Genomic DNA, 21,358 nt, shown 5'->3' with positions numbered 1-21,358 from the left:
TTTGATGTTTGGGTGTGGCCTAAAAACTGCACCTTTTTTGTTTTGGAGGAGAGCATTATGCAACATCAGCAACTCATTGCCGCATTGCCGAAAACGGAATTGCATGTGCATATTGAGGGCACATTTGAACCTGAACTTATGTTCGCCATTGCCCAGCGTAATCAGGTGCAATTACCTTATGCATCGGTGGAAGAGCTAAAACAGGCGTATAACTTTCACAATTTACAATCCTTTTTGGATTTGTATTATGCGGGCGCCAATGTATTGCTCAAGGAACAGGATTTTTATGATTTGACCTGGGCTTATCTGGAAAAATGTCAGCAAGACCATGTGGTGCATACCGAAATCTTTTTTGATCCACAAACCCATACCGATCGTGGCGTTGCCTTTGCTACCGTATTTAACGGCATTTATCGGGCATGTCAGGATGCAGAACAAAAACTTGGCATTAGCGCGTATCTAATCATGAGTTTTCTGCGCCATTTAAGTGAAGAGGCTGCATTTGAAACGCTTGAACAAGCGCAGCCATTTAAGGATAAAATTATTGCTGTAGGACTGGATTCCAGTGAAGTTGGCCATCCACCCAGTAAATTTGAACGGGTTTTTGCCGAAGCCAAAAAACAGGGTTATCTGATTGTGGCGCATGCCGGGGAAGAAGGGCCACCTGATTATGTATGGCAAGCACTGGATCTATTGCATGTGAACCGGATTGATCATGGTGTGCGTTCGGAAGAAGATCCGCAACTGGTACAACGACTGTTTGAGGAAAAAATGCCACTCACGGTGTGTCCTTTAAGCAATCTAAAACTTTGCGTGGTCGATGATATGGCAAAGCATAATATCAAACGCTTATTGCACAAAGGGTTAAGAGTTACCGTGAATTCTGATGATCCGGCGTATTTTGGCGGTTATATGAATGATAACTTCATTGCCATTACGCAAGCACTGGATTTATCTACACAGGATCTGAAACAATTGGCGATCAATTCCTTTGAAGCCAGTTTTTTACCAGATGCACAAAAAATGGTTTGGATTAACAAAATTCAAGCGTTATAGCTCATCAAAGCCTTGTATAGTATGTATGTTTGCTTCATGCAATACGACAAAATGGACAATGAAATAGGTTAATTATGAAAAAATTTTTATTAGCAGCAGTATGTGCTGCGGTAGCATTAACTGGATGTGCCACCCCGACAACTGGAACGACAGCAAATAGTAATAGCACCGTAGGTACAGCAGCAGCGATTGGTGGCAATGTATTAAAAATGGCAGTGGACAATCAATGTCGTACCGAGTTGAATGCCAATAATGCTTTTCGTGCGATTGCATTAACCATGTCTGCCGAACAACAAAGTGCACTTGAAACCAAAGTCTGCGGTTGCGTCAGTGAAAAAGCATTGCAAAATGTCTCTGCGGTAGAATTGGCGCAGGCTGCTGTTGATGCCAATGCCCGTACACAAATTGTTGCCAATACTGTGGCAAAAACCTTAACAGCTTGCTATTCAGAATTTGTCGGTAAATAACTTATCGTTCAATAATAGGCAACTGTGATCAAAGAAGCGGTCTATGGATCGCTTTTTTATTATGATTTAAAAATTTGTAATGGAGAAGGTCTAAAATGTTAATTGCAGGTGTAGATGAAGCTGGGCGTGGTCCGCTAATTGGTTCGGTGGTGACTGCTGCGGTGATTTTAGACCCGAATAATCCGATTGAAGGATTAAATGATTCCAAGAAATTAAGCGCAAAAAAACGGGAAAAATTATTTCTGGAAATTCAGGAAAAAGCGCTGGCATGGTCAATTGCCGAAGCCACCCATGAAGAAATTGACAGCATAAATATCCTGCAAGCCACCATGTTGGCGATGAAGCGGGCAGTGGAAGCTTTAAAGATTACGCCAGATCTGGTACGCATTGATGGTAATCGTTGTCCAGATTTATCATTGAATTGTGAAGCAGTGATCGGTGGCGATGCCTTACACGCCGAAATCAGTGCGGCCAGTATTCTGGCAAAAGTCACCCGTGATCGTCAGATGCAGGCGCTGGATCAACTTTATCCAGATTATGGCTTTGCCAGACATAACGGTTATCCGACCAAAGCCCATCTGGACGCAATCCAGCAACATGGTGTCTTAATCCAGCATCGTCGTAGTTATAAACCGGTACGCTTAATACTGGAGCAGCTTGAAACGCTTAAGGTTGAATCGGCTTAAAATCTTTAATCACTTGAATAAAAGTTCGACCCGGTTGTGATTCGATGTGCATATTTGCCTGAATTTTTGCTAATCGAATCTGCATGCTACGAATACCGACACTGATTCCGGATTCAAGTACAGAATCCACATCAAAACCAATACCATTATCTTCAATCTCGAAAACAAGCTGGGTGGGAAGCCTGTAATAGAGATGAACATTCACCTGTGTTGCCTGACTATGTTTAAGGATATTGGTTAATGATTCTTCAATTACACGTAATACAGTTAAACATTCCAGTGCTGTAGGCTTGCTTTGCCAGACTGTCGGAAATGACCACGAGGACTGAATATCCAGTTCATCAAAAATCTGGATAAAACGGTAGCGGACAGGCGCACCCCATATTATCGGTGTTTCGGGAACTTTGGCACCCAAACTGGAACCGCTATCAATGATTTGTCTTAAATCATCACGTAATAGTTTTAACATGGATAAAAATTGTGGATTAGTGAGATTGTCCTTGCTTTGATCAACAATTGCCATGGAGCGTACCAACGAGCCGCCCAGTCCATCATGTAGATCATGCGCTAGGTTCATTCGTTCCTGCAATCTGGTGTTTTCTAAGGCCAGTTTATGCTGAATATTTAACGAAGTGGTTAATTCCTCTTTAGCCTGTAAGACATTTTCTTTTAAAGCTTTGTTGAAACCCTCGATACGTTTAACATTTTTGGCCAGACGCATAGCCAGAATAATGGCAATGAGAAGTGTGGTTAAAGGTGCTGTATAGGCAATGATTGGAAAACTATTAATCACTCGGAGCAGATATAAAATATCATGTGTCATCAGGGCAACATATATAATAAAAACGCCCGCTAACAGGTAGGCTTCTAGTTGTCTGGAACGCCATGCAATAAAAGGATAGCTGATAAAGTGAACGATAGAGATCAACATTGCCACGATAAAGGTAATCACTAAAAAAGTATTGAGGATTGCAATGTGATCAGGTAGAAAAATTGCTAACAGGACGATGCTAAGTAATAGGACAATTAAACCTCGTTCCAAATGTGCAAAACGTCGTTGTGCCAGTCGCCAAGCATAAAAACATGCAAATACACTATACGCCGTGATAGCGACAATATTGATGCGTGCCATTTGTAAGGTGTCCAGCCCAAAAGGTGGCTTAAGAGCCACCACATTGTAAATAATGAGAACCCATGCCAGTGAATTGAGGGCAAACCAGCCAAATACATGTTCCTTACGCTGAAATAACCAGACCAGTAAAGCAATTACGCCCAGTGTCAGGGAAAAAATCAGGTTAAAAAACATCAAGACGCGTTGTTCACGCCAGAAATTCTGATATCGTGGCATGACTTGACTAGCATCACCCAAAACGACCTGACCAAGACCTGAGGTCTGCGTAGCCACTGCCACAACCCGAATCCAGATGATATTTTCACCTTGTTTCAGTGCAGATGCAGGAATATTCCAGTAACGGGGCATATTCCAGCTACGTGATAAAGGTTCGACTAATGATTGATCCTGCCAAAGTAGATCATCATTAATATAGACTTGACCTGCCATATTGATATGGCTAATCACCAGTGTTACCGGATTTTTCTGAGTGATCGGGCAATGATAATCCCAGCGGATTCTATACCAGACACTACCTGAATAGAGTTTCCAGTGATCATCAATAAAATCGGGAAGTTGTTTTATCGTCTGCCAGCCCTGTAACGGGCGTTGTGTGCCATCACCTATTGCTTGTGCAACAGCGATATGCTGAATATTTGTCGTACATACGGATGGCTGGGCTGCGTAAGCTGTAGATGCGATCAAACATAAAATACAAGATACAATTAAGGTAATATGCCTAAAGAGCGGGCAGTATTGATGGCTTTTGCGCGACTCGACACAGACAGCTTGCGATAAATATGTTTGATATGGCATTCGACAGTATATCTTGAAAGGTGAATAAATTCGGCAATTTCCTTATTGCTCATACCCTTGGCGACCAGTTCTAAAATCTCATGTTCACGATGTGAAAGCAAACCTTTTTCCGCGATATTTTCAGTTGAACGGGGTGCATTTGACGAGGGTGAAATCAGTTTGCTTAAAATTTGCTGGGCGATAAAGGGATCAATCGGTGCACCACCACGTAAAATACTGCGGATAGACATGGATACTTCCAGATCATCACGTTCCTTGAGGACATATCCGGTTGCGCCCGCCTGAATCGCACCCAAAATGGCATCTTGTGTACTCCATGCCGAAATCACCAGAATCGGACAAGACGGATCCAAATGCCGTAATGCTTCAATAAAGGTTTTACCATTGCCATCGGGTAACCCCAAATCCACCAGTGCAAAAGAAACCGGTTGCTGTTTTAATGTATCCAGAGCTGCTTGCAGGGTCTGGACAAAAATAAGCATATCCTGTTGATAACCCAGATTGAGTAACAAGTCCTTTAAACGCTGTTGTATAGCGGCATCATCTTCAACAATAAGTACCGGAATAGGTAAAGTAAGTTCCTGACTGGACACCATGTACTGCCTTGTGATCTGGGTGGTCTTTTATAGCATAGAAAATAGTGATTGATTGTGCTATCCCTGAAATTGGGTATTTTCAAGTAGCAATAAAATGTTTTGAAAAATTATAAAATGAATAATATACACAATCATTTTCTCAAGTTTGGTTTTTAAAATGTACTTGTCTGAAAATTCAATACCTTTGTTGTTATTGAGTAGTGACTATATGTCGTGTGCTGCAATAATTGTGTATTTTTGTTTGCATATATCTGGATTTTTATTAGAGATTTAGTTGGTGTTTAGAGTGTTGCTATAATAAATTTTTGTGATATTGAAAGAATACCAGATAAATTACCATCAATAAGTATTATAAAAAGGATTTAAAATTTATGTCTTTTAATTTGAGATTAAATTTTATACATACAAAAAATTTAACTTAGTTTGAACTTTAATAGCACTTATGACAAATAACATTTTTCTAAGTTTGTTAAATAATTATTGTTATGTTGATTTTTTGTGATACATATCGCATATATTTAAATTATTATCAATTAATTTATTGTTATAAAAAGAAAAAATACCAAATTTTAGTGATATAAAACATATGTATTATATTGTTTAATACATAGTATCTTTATCCAGCCTTAAATGCAAATTATATCTTGAATGGAATCAGGATACTCATATTTATGATAAATGATGAGATGTTGAGATTTAAGATATTTATTAATGTATATCATGGGGGAATGTGATGATGATAACTTTTATTTTAGAAGTATTGTTTTGGATTTTAGTTTTAATTTCAATTTTATTTTTTATTGTTGCGATTATATATATGGATGTATTATTTTTATTGATTGCTTTATTGATGACGATTCTTAGTATATTGTTTGCCATAGAGTTTAAGGTGAAGCTTTATTATTATTTTTTTAGGAAAGATTAGATTAAGGAGGTAGAAGTCTGTGTCGAAAAAATAAAATAGTCTGATATTATCGAGTATGTCATTATTTTTATTTTATGAGATAATATTCTACAAAATATATATGTTGATTATGATCAGATGTTTGTTTTATATGTCTATGGTATGACGCAATAATTCTAGGTTTGAAACTTAAATATGATGGTATTTTTAAGTTTTTTCTTTTTATAATTTTATTTAAGCTATTGAATTATAATTAAATTAATATTAAAAAATGCTTTATTTTGATTATTCATTGACTTCTATTATTTTTTAATTATCCGTATTAAGAGTAACAAAGCACTTAGATTTGAATTTTGCAGGGGACAGTGAATCCATACGCCTAATAAACGAATAAAATCACAGACTAGACGTAGTTTAAATTGTTGAAAATACCCAATTTCAGTGATAGGCAGCGTACAAAAAAACACCTTTAATTAACCTATTTTCTATACAAAACATACATAGGTTAAACAAATGAATCACATTTTTAAAAAAATATGGAATAAATCACTGGGACGTATGGTGGTGGTTTCGGAAAATGCAAAAAGTGCAGGGAAGACGGATAATACGACGGGTACGACCACAAATTTGGAAGCACTAACATCACATCCAGTTACATTGAGAGTATTTGGTTTACAAACAATCGTACTCAGCATTACCATAATTACGGGCGGCAATGTTTGGGCAGAGGTCTGTGATGCAGATGGCAGTGCTGGGACAGGGGGAAGTACAGCGATAGGTTCTAATGCATTTGCATGTGGTAATGGTAATGTAGCTTCGGGAATAGGGAGTACAGCAGTTGGAAGTGGTAAAAAAGCACATTCTGTTGAATCTTATAGCGCAATCACAAGCACATTATCGTTTGGTGATTTTGTAGTAATAACAAATCAGCCAGCTGGTAGTCCAGTATGGGCAGGGGATGGTAGCCTTACAGCTGAAATGATTGTTTCAATTAATGGGCAAACAAATTTAAGCGATGCTGCCAAACAGGCATTTATAAATTATGCAACAGGTACTTGGAGTGCGAAAGGCAATCAAGCGAGCCATATTGCAAGTAGTGCTTTGGGTGTAATCAATAAGGCTTCTGGGCTGGCAAGTAGCGCAGTTGGATTTAATAATACTGCATCAGGGGATGCAAGTGCTGCATATGGCGCCAGTAATCAAGCCACAGCACAATATAGTAGTGTTTTTGGTAGTTACAGCTTAGCAACTGCTGAAAAAGCCACAGCTCTTGGCTACGATTCTTTAGCAGATGAAGCCAATACCATTTCAGTCGGTCAATCTGGTGCAGAAAAACGGATTACTAATGTCGCTAATGCGGTCAAGGGTACGGATGCAGTCAATTTACGCACAGCACAAAGTTTACTTGCAGGTGGCGGTATAACAGGTGCGGTATTGTACGACACAGCAACGAGTGAACAAATTACCTTGGCAGGTGGAACAGGTGGCACAAAGATTACCAATCTTAAAAATGCAACCTTATCTGATATTTCAACCGATGCGGTGACAGGTCAGCAATTATTTGCCACCAATGAAGCCGTTGCGTTAAAAGCAGATCAAACCGCAGTTGATGCAGGTCTAGCGTTAAAAGCATCAAAAACAGAACTGACTGATGGTTTGGCAACTAAAGCCAGTCAGTCGGACTTAAGTACAGGACTTGCCACGACTTTAACCAGTGCCAAAGATTACGCTGATACAGGGTTAGCCTTAAAAGCCGATCAAAGTGCATTAACTACAGGTCTAGCGAATACGCTCAATGATGCTAAGGGCTATACCGATCAAACCGCAGCCACGACGTTAACGGATGCCAAAGATTACGCTGATACGGGATTAGCCTTAAAAGCCGATCAAAGTGCATTAACTACAGGTCTAGCGAATACGCTCAATGATGCTAAGGGCTATACCGATCAAACCGCAGCCACGACGTTAACGGATGCCAAAGATTACGCTGATACGGGATTAGCCTTAAAAGCCGATCAAAGTGCATTAACTACAGGTCTAACGAATACGCTCAACGATGCTAAGGGCTATACCGATCAAACCGCAGCCACGACGTTAACGGATGCCAAAGATTACGCTGATACGGGATTAGCCTTAAAAGCTGATCAAAGTGCATTAACCACAGGTCTAGCGAATACGCTCAACGATGCTAAGGGTTATACCGATCAAACCGCAGCCACGACTTTAACGGATGCCAAAGATTACGCTGATACGGGATTAGCCTTAAAAGCTGATCAAAGTGCATTAACCACAGGTCTAGCGAATACGCTCAACGATGCTAAGGGTTATACCGATCAAACCGCAGCCACGACTTTAACGGATGCCAAAGATTACGCTGATACGGGATTAGCCTTAAAAGCCGATCAAAGTGCATTAACCACAGGTCTAGCGAATACGCTCAACGATGCTAAGGGTTATACCGATCAAACCGCAGCCACGACTTTAACGGATGCCAAAGATTACGCTGATACGGGATTAGCCTTAAAAGCCGATCAAAGTGCATTAACTACAGGTCTAACGAATACGCTCAATGATGCTAAGGGCTATACCGATCAAACCGCAGCCACGACATTAACCAGTGCCAAAGATTACGCTGATACAGGATTAGCCTTAAAAGCCGATCAAAGTGCATTAACTACAGGTCTAACGAACACGCTCAATGATGCTAAGGGCTATACCGATCAAACCGCAGCCACGACGTTAACGGATGCCAAAGATTACGCTGATACAGGGTTAGCCTTAAAAGCCGACCAAAGTGCATTAACCACAGGTCTAACGAACACGCTCAATGATGCTAAGGGCTATACCGATCAACAAACGGCCAATATGGTAGTATATGATTCGGCAAGTAAAGACACGATTACATTACAAGGTGGTATAGCAGGAACAAAAATTACCAATCTTCAAAATGCAACCTTATCCGATACTTCAACTGATGCAGTGACAGGTCAGCAGTTAAATGCAACGAATACGCGAGTTGGTCAAACAGAAACAGGTTTAACCGCTGCCAATACTGAAATCGGGAAACTGGATGGACGGGTTGATCAAACTGAAAGTGATATTGGTATATTGCAAACTGATTTAGGCACAGTACAAGGTGACATCAGTGCTTTGGACACTCGAGTTGGAACGACAGAAACAAACATCACTGATTTACGTACCGACTTAACGACCACACAGAGTGATGTAACCGATTTACGTACCGACTTAACGACCACACAGAGTGATGTAACCGATTTACGTACCGACTTAACAACCACACAGGGTGATGTCACTGACCTTCGTACCGATTTAACCACGACACAAGGTGATGTCACGGCATTAGATGGACGGGTTGATCAAACCGAAAGTGATATTGGTACATTGCAAACTGATTTAGGTGCAGTACAAGGTGATATCAGTGCTCTGGACACTCGAGTTGGAACAACAGAAACAAACATCACGGATTTACGTACCCATTTAACCACGACACAAGGTGATGTCACGGCATTAGATGGACGGGTTGATCAAACTGAAAGTGATATTGGTACATTGCAAACTGATTTAGGTGCAGTACAAGGTGATATCAGTGCTCTGGACACTCGAGTTGGAACAACAGAAACAAACATCACGGATTTACGTACCGACTTAACGACCACACAGAGTGATGTCACTGACCTTCGTACCGATTTAACCACGACACAAGGTGATGTCACAACATTAGATGGACGGGTTGATCAAACTGAAAGTGATATTGGTACATTGCAAACTGATTTAGGTGCAGCGCAAACAGATATTACTGATCTGCAAACGGATTTTACGACGACACAAGGCGATGTAACGGATCTGCGTACAGACCTGACCACCACGCAAGACGATGTCACCGCATTGGATACTCGAGTTGGAACGACAGAAACAAACATCACGGATTTACGTACCGACTTAACGACTACACAAGGCGATGTAACCGATTTACGTACCGATTTAACCATGACACAAGGTGATGTCATGGCATTAGATGGACGAGTTGATCAAACTGAAAGTGATATTGGTACATTGCAAACTGATTTAGGCACAGTACAAGGTGACATCAGTGCTTTGGACACTCGAGTTGGAACGACAGAAACAAACATCACGGATTTACGTACTGATCTAACATCAACTCAAAGTGATGTTACCGCCTTAGATAGCCGTATTGGTGTAGCAGAAACCACTATCACTTCAGCTGCAACTACATTTACCAGTGTATTGGGCGGAGGTGCTGCATTTAATAATGGCGTATTTACTGCCCCAACTTACACCATTCAAAGTTCAAACTATAGCGATGTTGGGAGTGCTTTTGCAGCGGTGGATAGCAAACTTACCGATCTGGACACCCGTTTAACCACAGTACAAAATAATGGTACAGGGGCAAATGGTAAAAGTGCCTATGAAGTTGCACAATCTAATGGCTATACCGGTTCGGAAACAGATTGGTTGGCTTCCCTAAAAGGCGATAAGGGTGATCAAGGCGACAAGGGAGATAAAGGAGATACCGGATTGACAGGTGCAACTGGTGACAAGGGAGATAAAGGTGATATCGGCTTGACAGGTGCAACTGGTGACAAAGGTGATCAGGGCATAGCAGGTGTTGATGGTAAAGATGGCTTAAACGGTCTGGATGGCAAAGACGGATTAGACGGATTAAATGGTCTTGATGGTGCCAAAGGCGATAAGGGAGATAAAGGTGATATCGGCTTGACAGGTGCAACCGGAGAAAAAGGCGATCAGGGCATAGCAGGTGTTGATGGTAAAGATGGCTTAAACGGTCTGGATGGTAAAGACGGGTTAGACGGTTTAAATGGTCTTGATGGTACCAAAGGCGATAAGGGAGATAAAGGCGATACCGGCTTGACAGGTGCAACTGGATCGCAAGGGGAACAAGGTTTACAGGGAGAAAAAGGCGATCAGGGGGAACGTGGTTTAAGTGCTTTTGAAATCGCAGTTGAAAATGGCTTTAGCGGATCAGAACAGGACTGGTTATCTGCACAAACCAATCCATATATTGATATTGGTACATCAAATGGTAATGCAGGTTCTTCTGCGCAAGCGACCGGAACAGGTTCTATTGCTATTGGTGAAGGTGCGCTAGCCAGTGGTGATCAATCTACTGCGATTGGTGAGGGTACACAAGTTTCAGGTGATCAATCTACTGCGGTCGGTAAAGGCAATCAAGTGTCAGGTGATCGTTCAGGTGCATTTGGTGATCCTAATACTGTAACTGGCAATGGCAGCTATGCAGTCGGTAATGACAATACGGTTACTGGTGATGGAACTTTTGTGCTGGGTAATAATGTAGAGACCGAAGCCAAAAATGCAGTAGTACTCGGTAATAATTCCACCAATGATCGAGATAATACGGTTTCCGTTGGTTCGGCTAGCAACTTACGACAAATCACACATGTTGCTGCGGGTACAGAAGATACCGATGCAGTGAATGTGGCCCAGCTTAATACCGCAAGTGCCACAACATTATCTAATGCTAATGCTTATACAGACACCAAGTTTGCCAGTCTGGAAAGTAGTTTTAAAGATTATCGTCTGGAAACAGAGCAACGTTTTAAACAGGTCGATGAGCGTTTTGACCGTCAGGGTGCGATGAGTGCTGCAATGATGAATATGGCAGTGAGTACAGCAGGTTTACGTGGTCAAAATCGTATTGGTGTTGGTGCCGGTTTTCAGGGGCAGGAACAGGCTGTAGCGGTGGGTTATCAACGCTTGGTAAATGAAAATACCAGTTTAAGTTTAAGTGGTGCATTGACCAAGGAGGAAGGTTCGGCAGGTGTGGGGGTCGGCTTTAGCTGGTAAGGAATTATCTGTTTGAATCATTCGGCCGTTGCACATGCAGCGGCTTTTTAATGTAAGAGTAAATTTTCTATAACCGATTTAAACAGCCGACCAAATCCAGCAAGCGATTGGCATAACCCCATTCATTATCATACCAGGCAAAGACTTTGGCCTGTCTACCAGCGGTCATGGTTTGCAGGCTATCAACAATGAGGGAGTAGGGAGAATGATTAAAATCACTGGACACCAGCGGTTGATCGGTCATTGCCATAATATTGGCATATTGTCCACGAATGGCCTGTGCAAAACTCTGGTTAATCTCTGCAATGCAATGTGCTTCGGGCATGACGATGGTCAAATCAATGGCAGCAACATTCAATGTGGGTACACGAATAGAATATCCCTCAATTCTATCCTGCATATGTGGCATAACGCGTTTTAATGCACCTAATGCGCTGGACGTGGTAGGAATAATATTATGTCCGGAAGCACGGGCACGGCGTAAATCCCGATGTACGTGATCCAGCACCGCCTGATCGGTGGTAACAGCATGGATTTCAGTCATCATGGCACTTTCAATACCAAAGGCATCATCCAGAATTTTCACCATCGGCACCAGTGCCTGTGTGGTACAGGATACGCTGGAAATTACCTGATCGGTTAATTTTAAATCCTGATGATTAACACCGTAAACAATTGCTGCATCCACGCTATCAAACGGCGCTGCACCGATAATAACCCGCTTTGCACCGGCCACAAGGTGTTGACTGGCGGCTTCACGCGAACGGAAGAATCCGCTACATTCCAGTGCAACATCTATATCCAGTTGTTGCCAAGGTAAATCCTGCGGTCTGGCCTGTTGAAACACCTGAATTTTAAGTTGTGAACCCAAAGCATTCACGACTAAAAAATTTTCCTGACCGTGTTGCGAATCCTGCTGTAAGATTTCAACCGTACCGGCAAAACGTCCATGGGTAGTATCAAAGCGTAATAGATGAGCCAGTGTTTCAATATCGGCAATATCATTGATGGCAATAATCTGTTGTTGTAATTGTTGCCTAGGCGTTTCAAACCATGCACGTAATACGTTGCGTCCAATCCGACCAAATCCGTTAATCGCAACACGTTGCATGATTGACCTCAAAATTATTCAGCGATACATCAGTTGCGCATGTTAAAGCAAGTGCCATGAAAAGGAAAATATTTTGCCGAATAATTTAATTTGCTTAAATCTGTAAAAACATTGGTCTAAGGGTAAAACTTCGCTATAATTTGTCGCCTTAATCTTAAAGCCAATGATTCAAGCTGGTGCATTAACGATGTGCATTGGATCATACGCCACTAATATTTGTATGGAGTGACTTGTTGTGAGTACACGTTTTATGACGTCCGCTGAAATTCGTGAAGCCTTTTTGCATTTCTTTGAAACCAAAGGTCATACACGTGTCGCGTCGAGTTCACTCGTACCTGCTAATGACCCCACCTTGTTGTTTACCAATGCCGGTATGAATCAGTTTAAAGACTGCTTTTTGGGTCTGGAAAAACGTGATTATACCCGTGCCACCAGCTCACAAAAATGTGTCCGCGCAGGTGGTAAGCATAACGATCTGGATAATGTCGGTTATACCGCACGTCATCATACTTTCTTTGAAATGTTGGGTAACTTCTCGTTTGGTGATTACTTCAAACGTGAAGCGATTACCTATGCCTGGGAATTTCTGACCTCTGAGCAATGGCTGGGTCTGGACAAAGACAAGCTTTATGCCACGGTTTATCACACTGACGATGAAGCTTTTGAGATCTGGAATAAAGAAGTTGGTCTGGCAGCCGAACGTATTATTCGCATTGGTGATAAAGGCGAAAAATATTCATCTGATAATTTCTGGGCGATGGGTGATACTGGGCCTTGTGGTCCATGTTCGGAAATTTTTTATGATCATGGGGATCATATCTGGGGTGGTTTACCGGGTACACCGGAAGAAGATGGCGACCGTTATATTGAAATCTGGAATAACGTCTTTATGCAGTTTAACCGTACTGCCGATGGTGTATTACACGCGTTGCCAGCACCTTCGGTTGATACCGGTATGGGACTTGAGCGTATTTCCGCTGTGTTACAGCATGTCAATTCCAACTATGACATCGATTTATTCCAGCACCTGTTAAAAGCTGCTGCCGAGATTGTGGGTATCCAAGATGAAGGTCAGCCTTCGTTACGTGTACTGGCCGATCATGCCCGTTCTTGCTGTTTCCTGATTGCCGATGGTGTCAATCCTTCTAATGAAGGTCGTGGCTATGTCTTGCGCCGTATTATTCGCCGAGCAGTACGTCATGGTAATAAACTCGGTGCAAGTGGTACATTCTTCTATAAAATGTTGCAACCATTGATTGACGTGATGGGTCAGGCTTATCCTGAACTTGCTGCCAATCAAGATCGTATTGCAGCGACGTTGATTAAGGAAGAAGAACAATTTGCCAAAACCCTAGAGCAAGGTCTGAAATTGCTGGAAGGGGAATTGGCACAGTTAAAAAGTAAAGTGATTCCGGGTGAAGTAGTCTTTAAACTCTATGATACTTATGGTTTCCCGACCGATTTAACCGCAGATATTGCCCGTGAACGTGATTTAAGTATTGATGAAGTTGGTTTTGAGCGTGAAATGGCAGCCCAACGTCAACGTGCTCGTGATGCCGGCAAATTCAATGTAGATTATAACAGTATTGTTAAAGTTGAAGGTGCAACCCAGTTCGATGGTTATGATGCCACACAGGGTCAGGGACAAATTGTTGCCATTTACAAAGATGGCGAGCAAGTGGATGAAGTCTCAGAAGGTGATGAAGCCTTAATCATTTTAAGCCAAACGCCATTTTATGCGGAGAGTGGCGGTCAAATTGGTGATACCGGCCTATTTAAAAATGATACCGGGATTTTTGAGATTCAGGATACCAAAAAATCAGGCAGTGCCTTTGTTCATCAAGGTGTTGTGACCATGGGTAATCTGAAAGTTACTCAACCGGTTGAAGCCATTGTCAAGGCCGATTTGCGTGCAGCAATTTCCCGTAACCACTCGGCAACACATTTATTGCATGCAGCATTACGTCAAATTCTAGGTACACATGTACAGCAAAAAGGTTCACTGGTCGCTTCTGATTTGTTACGTTTTGACTTTGCCAATGATCAGCCTGTGACGTTTGAGCAATTACAGCAAATCGAACGGCTGGTTAACCGTGAAGTGATTGCCAATAGTCCGGTACAAACTGAAATTCTGGATATCGAAGCTGCCAAAACCAAAGGTGCCATGATGCTGTTTGGTGAAAAATATGGCGAAACAGTACGTGTACTGACCATGGGTACAGTAAGCAATGAGATTCCGTTCTCGATTGAGCTGTGTGGTGGTATTCATGTCAAACGTACGGGTGATATCGGTTTATTTAAAATTATTTCCGAAGGTGGTGTTGCTGCTGGTATCCGTCGTATCGAAGCTGTGACTGGTACTAAAGCTGTTGATGTGATCCAGAAAGCGGATGCAACAATTAACAGTATTAATGTGATCTTAAAAGCACAAAAAGAGCAAACGCTGGAAAAAGTACAGGCAACAGCGGAACATGCGACGCAACTGCAAAAACAGCTTGAGCAACTGAATCAAAAACTGGCCAATTTCCAAGCCAGTGAATTGCTTGGTCAAGTACAAGAGATTGCAGGTCGTCGTACTCTGATTGCACAAGTGCAGGCAGATGCAAAATCATTGCGTCATTTACATGACAGTGTCAAATCCAAACTGGATAATGCAGTGATTGTGCTGGCAGGTGTGGATGCCGATAAAGTGAGCTTAATTGCTTCGGTGGCGAAAGAGCATCAGGCTGTGGTGAAGGCAGGCGATATCATCAAACATTTGGCTGCCGAACTTGGCGGTAAAGGTGGTGGTAAACCTGATCTGGCACAAGGTGGCGCACCACTTAACGGGAAGTTAGACGCAGTAATGACAAGCCTGACAGAATGGCTTGCAAAATAATCGACTTCATTTTTGTGTAACTGATGCAAAACAGATTTGCATGATGGCTAATATGGAACAACTATGGCATTAATCGTTCAGAAATACGGTGGAACTTCAATGGGTACACCCGAGCGCATTTTAAATGTGGCTCGTCGTGTCAAACGCTGGCATGATCACGGACATCAGGTGATTGTGGTGGTGTCTGCAATGAGTGGTGAAACCAACCGCTTACTTGCCCTTGCCAAGGCAATTACCGAAACCCCAGATCCACGCGAGCTTGATCAAATGGTTTCTACGGGCGAACAAGTAACGATTGCAATGCTGGCAATGGCACTTAATTCGATTGGTGTAGAAGCAAAGTCACTGACAGGTCGTCAGGTGGGTATTCATACCGACATGGCATTTACCAAGGCACGTATTGAAGCAATCGACACCGATGCCATGACGCAGGATTTAGATGCAGGTCGTGTGCTGGTTGTAGCGGGTTTCCAAGGCGTTGATGATCAGGGGAATACCACGACACTGGGCCGTGGTGGTTCAGATACCACTGGTGTTGCACTTGCTGCTGCGCTCAAAGCCGATGAATGCCAGATTTATACCGATGTCGATGGTGTCTATACCACAGACCCACGTGTTGCGCCAAAAGCCAAAAAAGTAGATCGTATTTCGTTTGAAGAAATGCTGGAAATGGCATCCCTGGGTTCAAAAGTACTACAAATTCGTTCGGTTGAATTTGCAGGTAAATATCAGGTACCTTTACGGGTCTTATCCAGTTTTGATAATGACGATGATGGTGCATTTGACGAAACATTTAAACAAACAGTGGGTACACTGATCACGACTGAAGCGGAAGACACTATGGAACAACCAATTATCTCAGGTATTGCATTTAACCGTGACGAAGCCAAATTAACGATTCTGGGTGTACCTGATGAACCGGGTATTGCCTCTAAGATTTTAGTACCCATTGGCGCGGCAAATGTTGAAGTGGATATGATTATCCAGAATGTTGAAGAAGATGGTACCACCGATTTTACCTTCACTGTAAATCGTGGTGACATTGCCAAAGCCAAAAAAATTCTGGAAGAAACCGCAGCAAAAATCGGTGCACGTGAAGTTGCAACCCGTGATGATATTGTCAAAGTATCTATCGTGGGTGTGGGTATGCGTTCACATGCAGGTGTGGCCAGCAAAATGTTTACTGCACTGGCAGATGAAGGCATTAATATCCTGATGATCTCGACTTCAGAAATCAAAATCTCTGTTTTGATCGAAGAAAATTATCTGGAACTTGCTGTTCGTTCATTGCATACAGCCTTTGGTTTAGACCGTGAACATGGTGAAAGTAGCGCGCGTGCTTAAAAAATAGGCATTTGTGATACATAAATTTGCAATTTATTTGACCTTTGCCTGACAAGCAGCCACTATCTTTATATAGTGGCTCTGTTATATTTGTCAGACAGAACTGTTTACAAACACATTTAAGCGGTTGTGCAAAAGAAGTTTAATGATGTTTTGTAAATAATTTGCCGTTCAACAGCGAATGAAGCACATTTAGCAAGGAGGCAGTATGCTAATTTTGACTCGTCGTGTTGGTGAAACTCTTATGATCGGTGATCAGGTGAGCGTAACCGTATTAGGCGTTAAAGGTAATCAAGTCCGTATTGGTGTAAACGCACCAAAGGAAGTATCTGTTCATCGTGAAGAAATCTATCAACGGATTCAACACGAACGTGCTATGCATGAACATTTACAACATCTTGATGATGATTATACGCCGAATTTTAATGACGACGATTACTCCCATTTTAACAATCGTTAAAATACGTTCATTCTTCCATTATAGACTTGGTTTATTTTGGATCTAAAAACGAGCTATTTCTATAGCTCGTTTTTTATTGGTCAAAATTAGAGAATAATAAGATACGGTGATCGTAATAAGCCTGTTATTTTCAAATTAATGTATCTATTCATAGATGACATACACTATCAAATCATGCTCATTTGAACAGTGATTGTGCGTTATATCTGCCTCGCGATATTTTTAGGTGCAATAATTGCTTATTATGATGAATAGTGAAAAATGATTTAAAAATGAGTGTTGTATGAGCAATGGCTTGGCAGTAAAGCAACAAGATGCACAACAATGGTTTGCACGGCTAGAGCTAGGGTTTATTTACCGTGATCAACGTACCATTATGGTGCATAGAAAACATTATGGTCCTATTCGGGTGCAAAAAATGTTGTGGCCGGAGAAAACCGGCGTTTGTCATGCAATTTTGGTGCATCCACCTGCCGGAATTGCTGGCGGTGATCATCTAACTTTTGAGATACAAGCTAGCCAACATGCGCATGCAGTGGTTACCACACCCGGTGCAGGGAAATGGTATCGCAGCAATGCCAAAGCAGCCCACCAGCATATTTATTTAACGGTAAAAGACGATGCCATTTTGGAATGGCTGCCACAGGAAAGCATGTTATTTGATGGTGCCAATGCGCATTCTGAAACCATCGTTCATCTGGAACAAAAGGCCAGTTTTATTGGCTGGGATATGCTGGTTATCGGGCGTCAGGCCAGAGCGGAAACCTTTGCACAAGGTGCTTATCATAATCATTTTAAATTGTTGAGAAATGACAAGTTACTGGTATCGGATGTATTAAATTTTACGGGTAACGACCGCTTTTTAAACTCGTGTCTGGGCATGAATGGCAAAGCCGTGATGGGCAGTTTATGGGCCGTGGCACCGGAACAGTTTCGTGCCAGTATTGATCTAGAACAGCAGCTGGAGTTAGTTCGCGAATTGTTAATGCGTATGGATTTACCAGTACGCATCACCTTGCTGGATGATGTGTTGTGTGCCCGATTTCTGGGTGATGATGCTAGACAATGCCATGATGCCTTTGCAGCAATTCGTGCCCGTTTAAGAAATTACTGGTATGGACTGGAGGAGGAGTTTCCGCGAATCTGGCGCACATAATGCCAAATCGTATATTTTCAAAACAGATAAAAAATATATGCTATGTTTGAGCATATATTTTGCTTAATCTTTCTTTATAAACAAACGCTATTGCGATTTAGGAACGAGATATGGAACTCAATCCCACCGAAAAAGATAAAATGCTGATTTTTACTGCTGGACTGGTGGCAGAGCGTCGTAAGGCACGGGGTTTAAAGTTGAATTATCCCGAAGCGATTGCTTTTATTTCGGCGGCTTTACTGGAAGGTGCCAGAGATGGTCAAAGTGTTGCTGAGTTGATGCACTATGGCACCACCTTATTGACCCGTGCAGATGTGATGGATGGTGTCGCAGAAATGATTGCCGAAGTGCAAGTCGAAGCAACCTTTCCAGATGGTTCAAAACTGGTGACTGTGCATCAGCCAATTGTTTAAAGGAGTAAATCATGATTCCTGGTGAAATTATCACGCCTGATACAGAGATTGAACTCAATCATGGTCGGGAAACTTTGCGCTTAAGTGTTGCCAATACTGGCGATCGTCCGATTCAGGTCGGTTCACATTTTCATTTTTTTGAAGCCAATGATGCACTGGCATTTGATCGTGATGCGGCCAGGGGTTTTCGATTAAATATTGCCGCTGGTACAGCAGTACGATTTGAACCGGGACAGGTGCGTGATGTTGAACTGGTGGCATTGACAGGCAAGCGTGAAGTCTACGGTTTTGCTGCACGAGTGATGGGTAAGCTGGATTAACATGGCCATGATTCGTCGGGCAGAAGCAGCAGATATTGATGCAATTTCAGCCATGATCCAACCTTATATTGATGACTTTGCCGTTGATGAAACTGGACGTGCGCATTTTACGCAGCAAAATATTTTAAACGTACTGCAAATGCCAGACATTGAATATTTTGTCTATGTCGAGACAACACACGTTGTTGGCGTGATCGCCTATCAGCTTCCTTCACACTTGGTACATTTTTTTGTTGATCAGTCCCATCAACATCAGGGGATTGGCAAAAAAATGTGGCAATTTGTTGAGGATAAATTACGTGATGAAGGCATGCTGGAAGTGACTGTAAACTCTAGTTGCTATGCCGGAAAAATTTATCAGACTTTCGGTTTTTTGCCGACACAAACTGTTATTGAAGATCGGGGCATACGTTTTATTCCAATGAAAAAGACCTATCTCTCGACTAAAACTCAAAATTAAGGGGCAACTCCATGAAAATGTCACGTCGTGCCTATGCGGAAATGTTTGGTCCAACTGTTGGCGATCGGGTTCGTCTTGCCGATACCGAACTGTTTATTGAGGTCGAAAAAGACCTAACCACCTATGGCGAAGAAGTTAAATTTGGCGGTGGGAAGGTGATTCGTGATGGTATGGGACAATCCCAACTTCTCGCAGATGAAGTAGCAGATACCGTGATTACCAATGCTTTAATTGTCGATTGGTGGGGCATCGTTAAGGCAGATGTGGGATTGAAAAATGGACGAATCTGGAAAATTGGTAAAGCCGGTAATCCGGATATTCAGCCTGATATCAGCATTCCGTTAGGTGCGGCGACTGAAGTGATCGCTGGAGAAGGGCAGATTCTGACCGCTGGCGGGATTGATACGCATATCCACTGGATTTGCCCACAGCAGGTTGAAACCGCTTTGATGTCGGGTGTAACCACCATGATTGGCGGCGGTACTGGACCGGCAGCCGGCACCTCTGCGACCACTGTGACACCGGGACCTTGGCATATTGGCACCATGTTACAGGCGATTGATGATTTACCGATGAATATCGGTTTACTTGGTAAAGGTAATTTAAGTTTGCCTGAGCCTGTACGTGAACAAATCAAAGCCGGTGTGGTTGGTCTAAAATTACATGAAGACTGGGGTTCAACACCGGCAGCAATTGATAATTGCCTCAGTGTTGCTGATGAGTTTGATGTACAGGTGGCGATTCATACCGATACTTTAAATGAAAGCGGCTTTTTGGAAGAAACACTGGCTGCATTTAAAGATCGTACCATTCATACGTATCATACCGAAGGTGCCGGTGGTGGACATGCGCCAGATATTTTAAAAGCCATTGGACAAGCCAATGTGTTGCCATCTTCAACCAATCCGACTCGTCCATATACCGTCAATACCATTGATGAGCATCTGGATATGTTGATGGTGTGTCACCATCTTGATCCGGCTATTGCCGAAGATGTGGCCTTTGCCGAAAGTCGTATCCGTCGGGAAACCATTGCTGCCGAAGATATTTTGCAGGATTTGGGTGCAATTGCCATGATGTCTTCGGACTCACAGGCAATGGGGCGTGTTGGTGAGGTGATTATCCGTACCTGGCAAACTGCACATAAAATGAAAATACAACGTGGTGCTTTAGAAGGTGATGCAGCACAACATGACAATCAACGGGTGAAACGCTATATCGCCAAATATACTATCAATCCGGCGATTACCCATGGCTTAAGCCATGAAGTCGGTTCGGTTGAAGAAGGTAAACTTGCCGATCTGGTGCTATGGAAACCGGCATTTTTTGGGGTAAAACCTTCAATGGTCATCAAAGGTGGCATGATTGCAGCCGCACCGATGGGGGATATCAATGCCTCTATTCCGACACCACAGCCTGTCCATTATCGGCCAATGTTTGGGGCTTTCCCGCGTGGTGTGCATCGCACCTGCTTAACCTTCTTGTCGCAATATGCTATTGATGATGGCGTGCCGGAAAAACTGGGCCTAAAAAAAATGATTAGCCCATGTAAAAATACTCGCAATGTTAGCAAAAAAGACATGAAACATAATACTTATACGCCTGTGATGGACGTGCATCCGGAAACTTATGAAGTACGTGCTGATGGTCAGTTATTAACATGCGAGCCAGCGGAAGTGTTACCGATGGCACAACGATATTTCTTGTTTTGACAT

At 42.4% G+C, this 21,358-nt stretch carries 15 protein-coding genes; 12 read left to right on the top strand and 3 right to left on the bottom strand.

Features of this window, described 5'->3' with window-relative positions:
* The first annotated feature begins 57 nt into the window (after positions 1–57).
* The 3 genes from CRO21_RS11195 to rnhB all read left to right on the top strand — a co-directional run bounded on the left by CRO21_RS11195 (position 58) and on the right by rnhB (position 2,209).
* Positions 58–1,056 (top strand): adenosine deaminase, encoded by a 999-nt coding sequence (locus CRO21_RS11195; RefSeq protein WP_097079393.1) that lies wholly within the window; start codon positions 58–60, stop codon positions 1,054–1,056.
* A 74-nt stretch (positions 1,057–1,130) separates the two neighbouring features.
* Entirely contained in the window at positions 1,131–1,523 is a 393-nt protein-coding gene (locus CRO21_RS11190; protein ID WP_097079392.1) for a hypothetical protein, read from the top strand.
* A gap of 95 nt (positions 1,524–1,618) precedes the next feature.
* Complete coding sequence (rnhB, locus tag CRO21_RS11185; RefSeq protein WP_097079391.1) at positions 1,619–2,209, top strand: ribonuclease HII; 591 nt, start codon at positions 1,619–1,621, stop codon at positions 2,207–2,209.
* Here rnhB and CRO21_RS11180 read toward each other — a convergent pair.
* On the bottom strand, positions 2,190–4,025 hold the full coding sequence (locus tag CRO21_RS11180; protein WP_228150422.1) for a sensor histidine kinase: 1,836 nt from the start codon (positions 4,023–4,025) through the stop codon (positions 2,190–2,192). The genes rnhB and CRO21_RS11180 overlap by 20 nt on opposite strands.
* 20 nt (positions 4,026–4,045) lie before the next feature.
* Positions 4,046–4,732, bottom strand: a complete 687-nt coding sequence (locus CRO21_RS11175) for a response regulator transcription factor (RefSeq protein WP_097079390.1) — start codon at positions 4,730–4,732, stop codon at positions 4,046–4,048.
* 1,417 nt (positions 4,733–6,149) lie between these two features.
* Here CRO21_RS11175 and CRO21_RS11165 point away from each other — a divergent pair.
* Positions 6,150–11,501, top strand: a complete 5,352-nt coding sequence (locus CRO21_RS11165) for an ESPR-type extended signal peptide-containing protein (RefSeq protein ID WP_097079388.1) — start codon at positions 6,150–6,152, stop codon at positions 11,499–11,501.
* A 67-nt stretch (positions 11,502–11,568) separates the two neighbouring features.
* Here CRO21_RS11165 and CRO21_RS11160 read toward each other — a convergent pair whose 3' ends face one another.
* Entirely contained in the window at positions 11,569–12,612 is a 1,044-nt protein-coding gene (locus CRO21_RS11160) for a type I glyceraldehyde-3-phosphate dehydrogenase (protein ID WP_097079387.1), read from the bottom strand.
* 250 nt (positions 12,613–12,862) lie between these two features.
* On the opposite strand from CRO21_RS11160, the gene alaS reads away from it, so the two are divergent.
* From alaS to ureC, 8 genes are all read left to right on the top strand, one after another.
* On the top strand, positions 12,863–15,490 hold the full coding sequence (gene alaS, locus CRO21_RS11155; RefSeq protein ID WP_097079386.1) for an alanine--tRNA ligase: 2,628 nt from the start codon (positions 12,863–12,865) through the stop codon (positions 15,488–15,490).
* A gap of 63 nt (positions 15,491–15,553) precedes the next feature.
* Complete coding sequence (locus CRO21_RS11150; RefSeq protein WP_097079385.1) at positions 15,554–16,834, top strand: aspartate kinase; 1,281 nt, start codon at positions 15,554–15,556, stop codon at positions 16,832–16,834.
* Between the two features lie 208 nt (positions 16,835–17,042).
* Complete coding sequence (csrA, locus tag CRO21_RS11145) at positions 17,043–17,294, top strand: carbon storage regulator CsrA (protein ID WP_087620120.1); 252 nt, start codon at positions 17,043–17,045, stop codon at positions 17,292–17,294.
* Between the two features lie 283 nt (positions 17,295–17,577).
* Positions 17,578–18,450: an urease accessory protein UreD gene (locus CRO21_RS11140; RefSeq protein ID WP_097079384.1), complete on the top strand. Its 873-nt coding sequence runs from the start codon at positions 17,578–17,580 to the stop codon at positions 18,448–18,450.
* A gap of 110 nt (positions 18,451–18,560) precedes the next feature.
* Positions 18,561–18,863 (top strand): urease subunit gamma, encoded by a 303-nt coding sequence (gene ureA / locus CRO21_RS11135; protein ID WP_097079383.1) that lies wholly within the window; start codon positions 18,561–18,563, stop codon positions 18,861–18,863.
* 11 nt (positions 18,864–18,874) lie between these two features.
* Entirely contained in the window at positions 18,875–19,183 is a 309-nt protein-coding gene (locus CRO21_RS11130) for an urease subunit beta (RefSeq protein ID WP_097079382.1), read from the top strand.
* Position 19,184: 1 nt separating this feature from the next.
* Positions 19,185–19,643 (top strand): GNAT family N-acetyltransferase, encoded by a 459-nt coding sequence (locus CRO21_RS11125; protein WP_228150421.1) that lies wholly within the window; start codon positions 19,185–19,187, stop codon positions 19,641–19,643.
* Between the two features lie 11 nt (positions 19,644–19,654).
* Positions 19,655–21,355, top strand: a complete 1,701-nt coding sequence (gene ureC, locus CRO21_RS11120; RefSeq protein WP_097079381.1) for an urease subunit alpha — start codon at positions 19,655–19,657, stop codon at positions 21,353–21,355.
* Positions 21,356–21,358 lie beyond the last annotated feature (3 nt).

Source organism: Acinetobacter puyangensis (genome assembly GCF_900096995.1).
Classification (GTDB): domain Bacteria; phylum Pseudomonadota; class Gammaproteobacteria; order Pseudomonadales; family Moraxellaceae; genus Acinetobacter; species Acinetobacter puyangensis.
The sequence above is the reverse complement of the archived record's forward strand: the minus strand, read 5'-3'. Positions and strand labels throughout refer to the sequence as shown.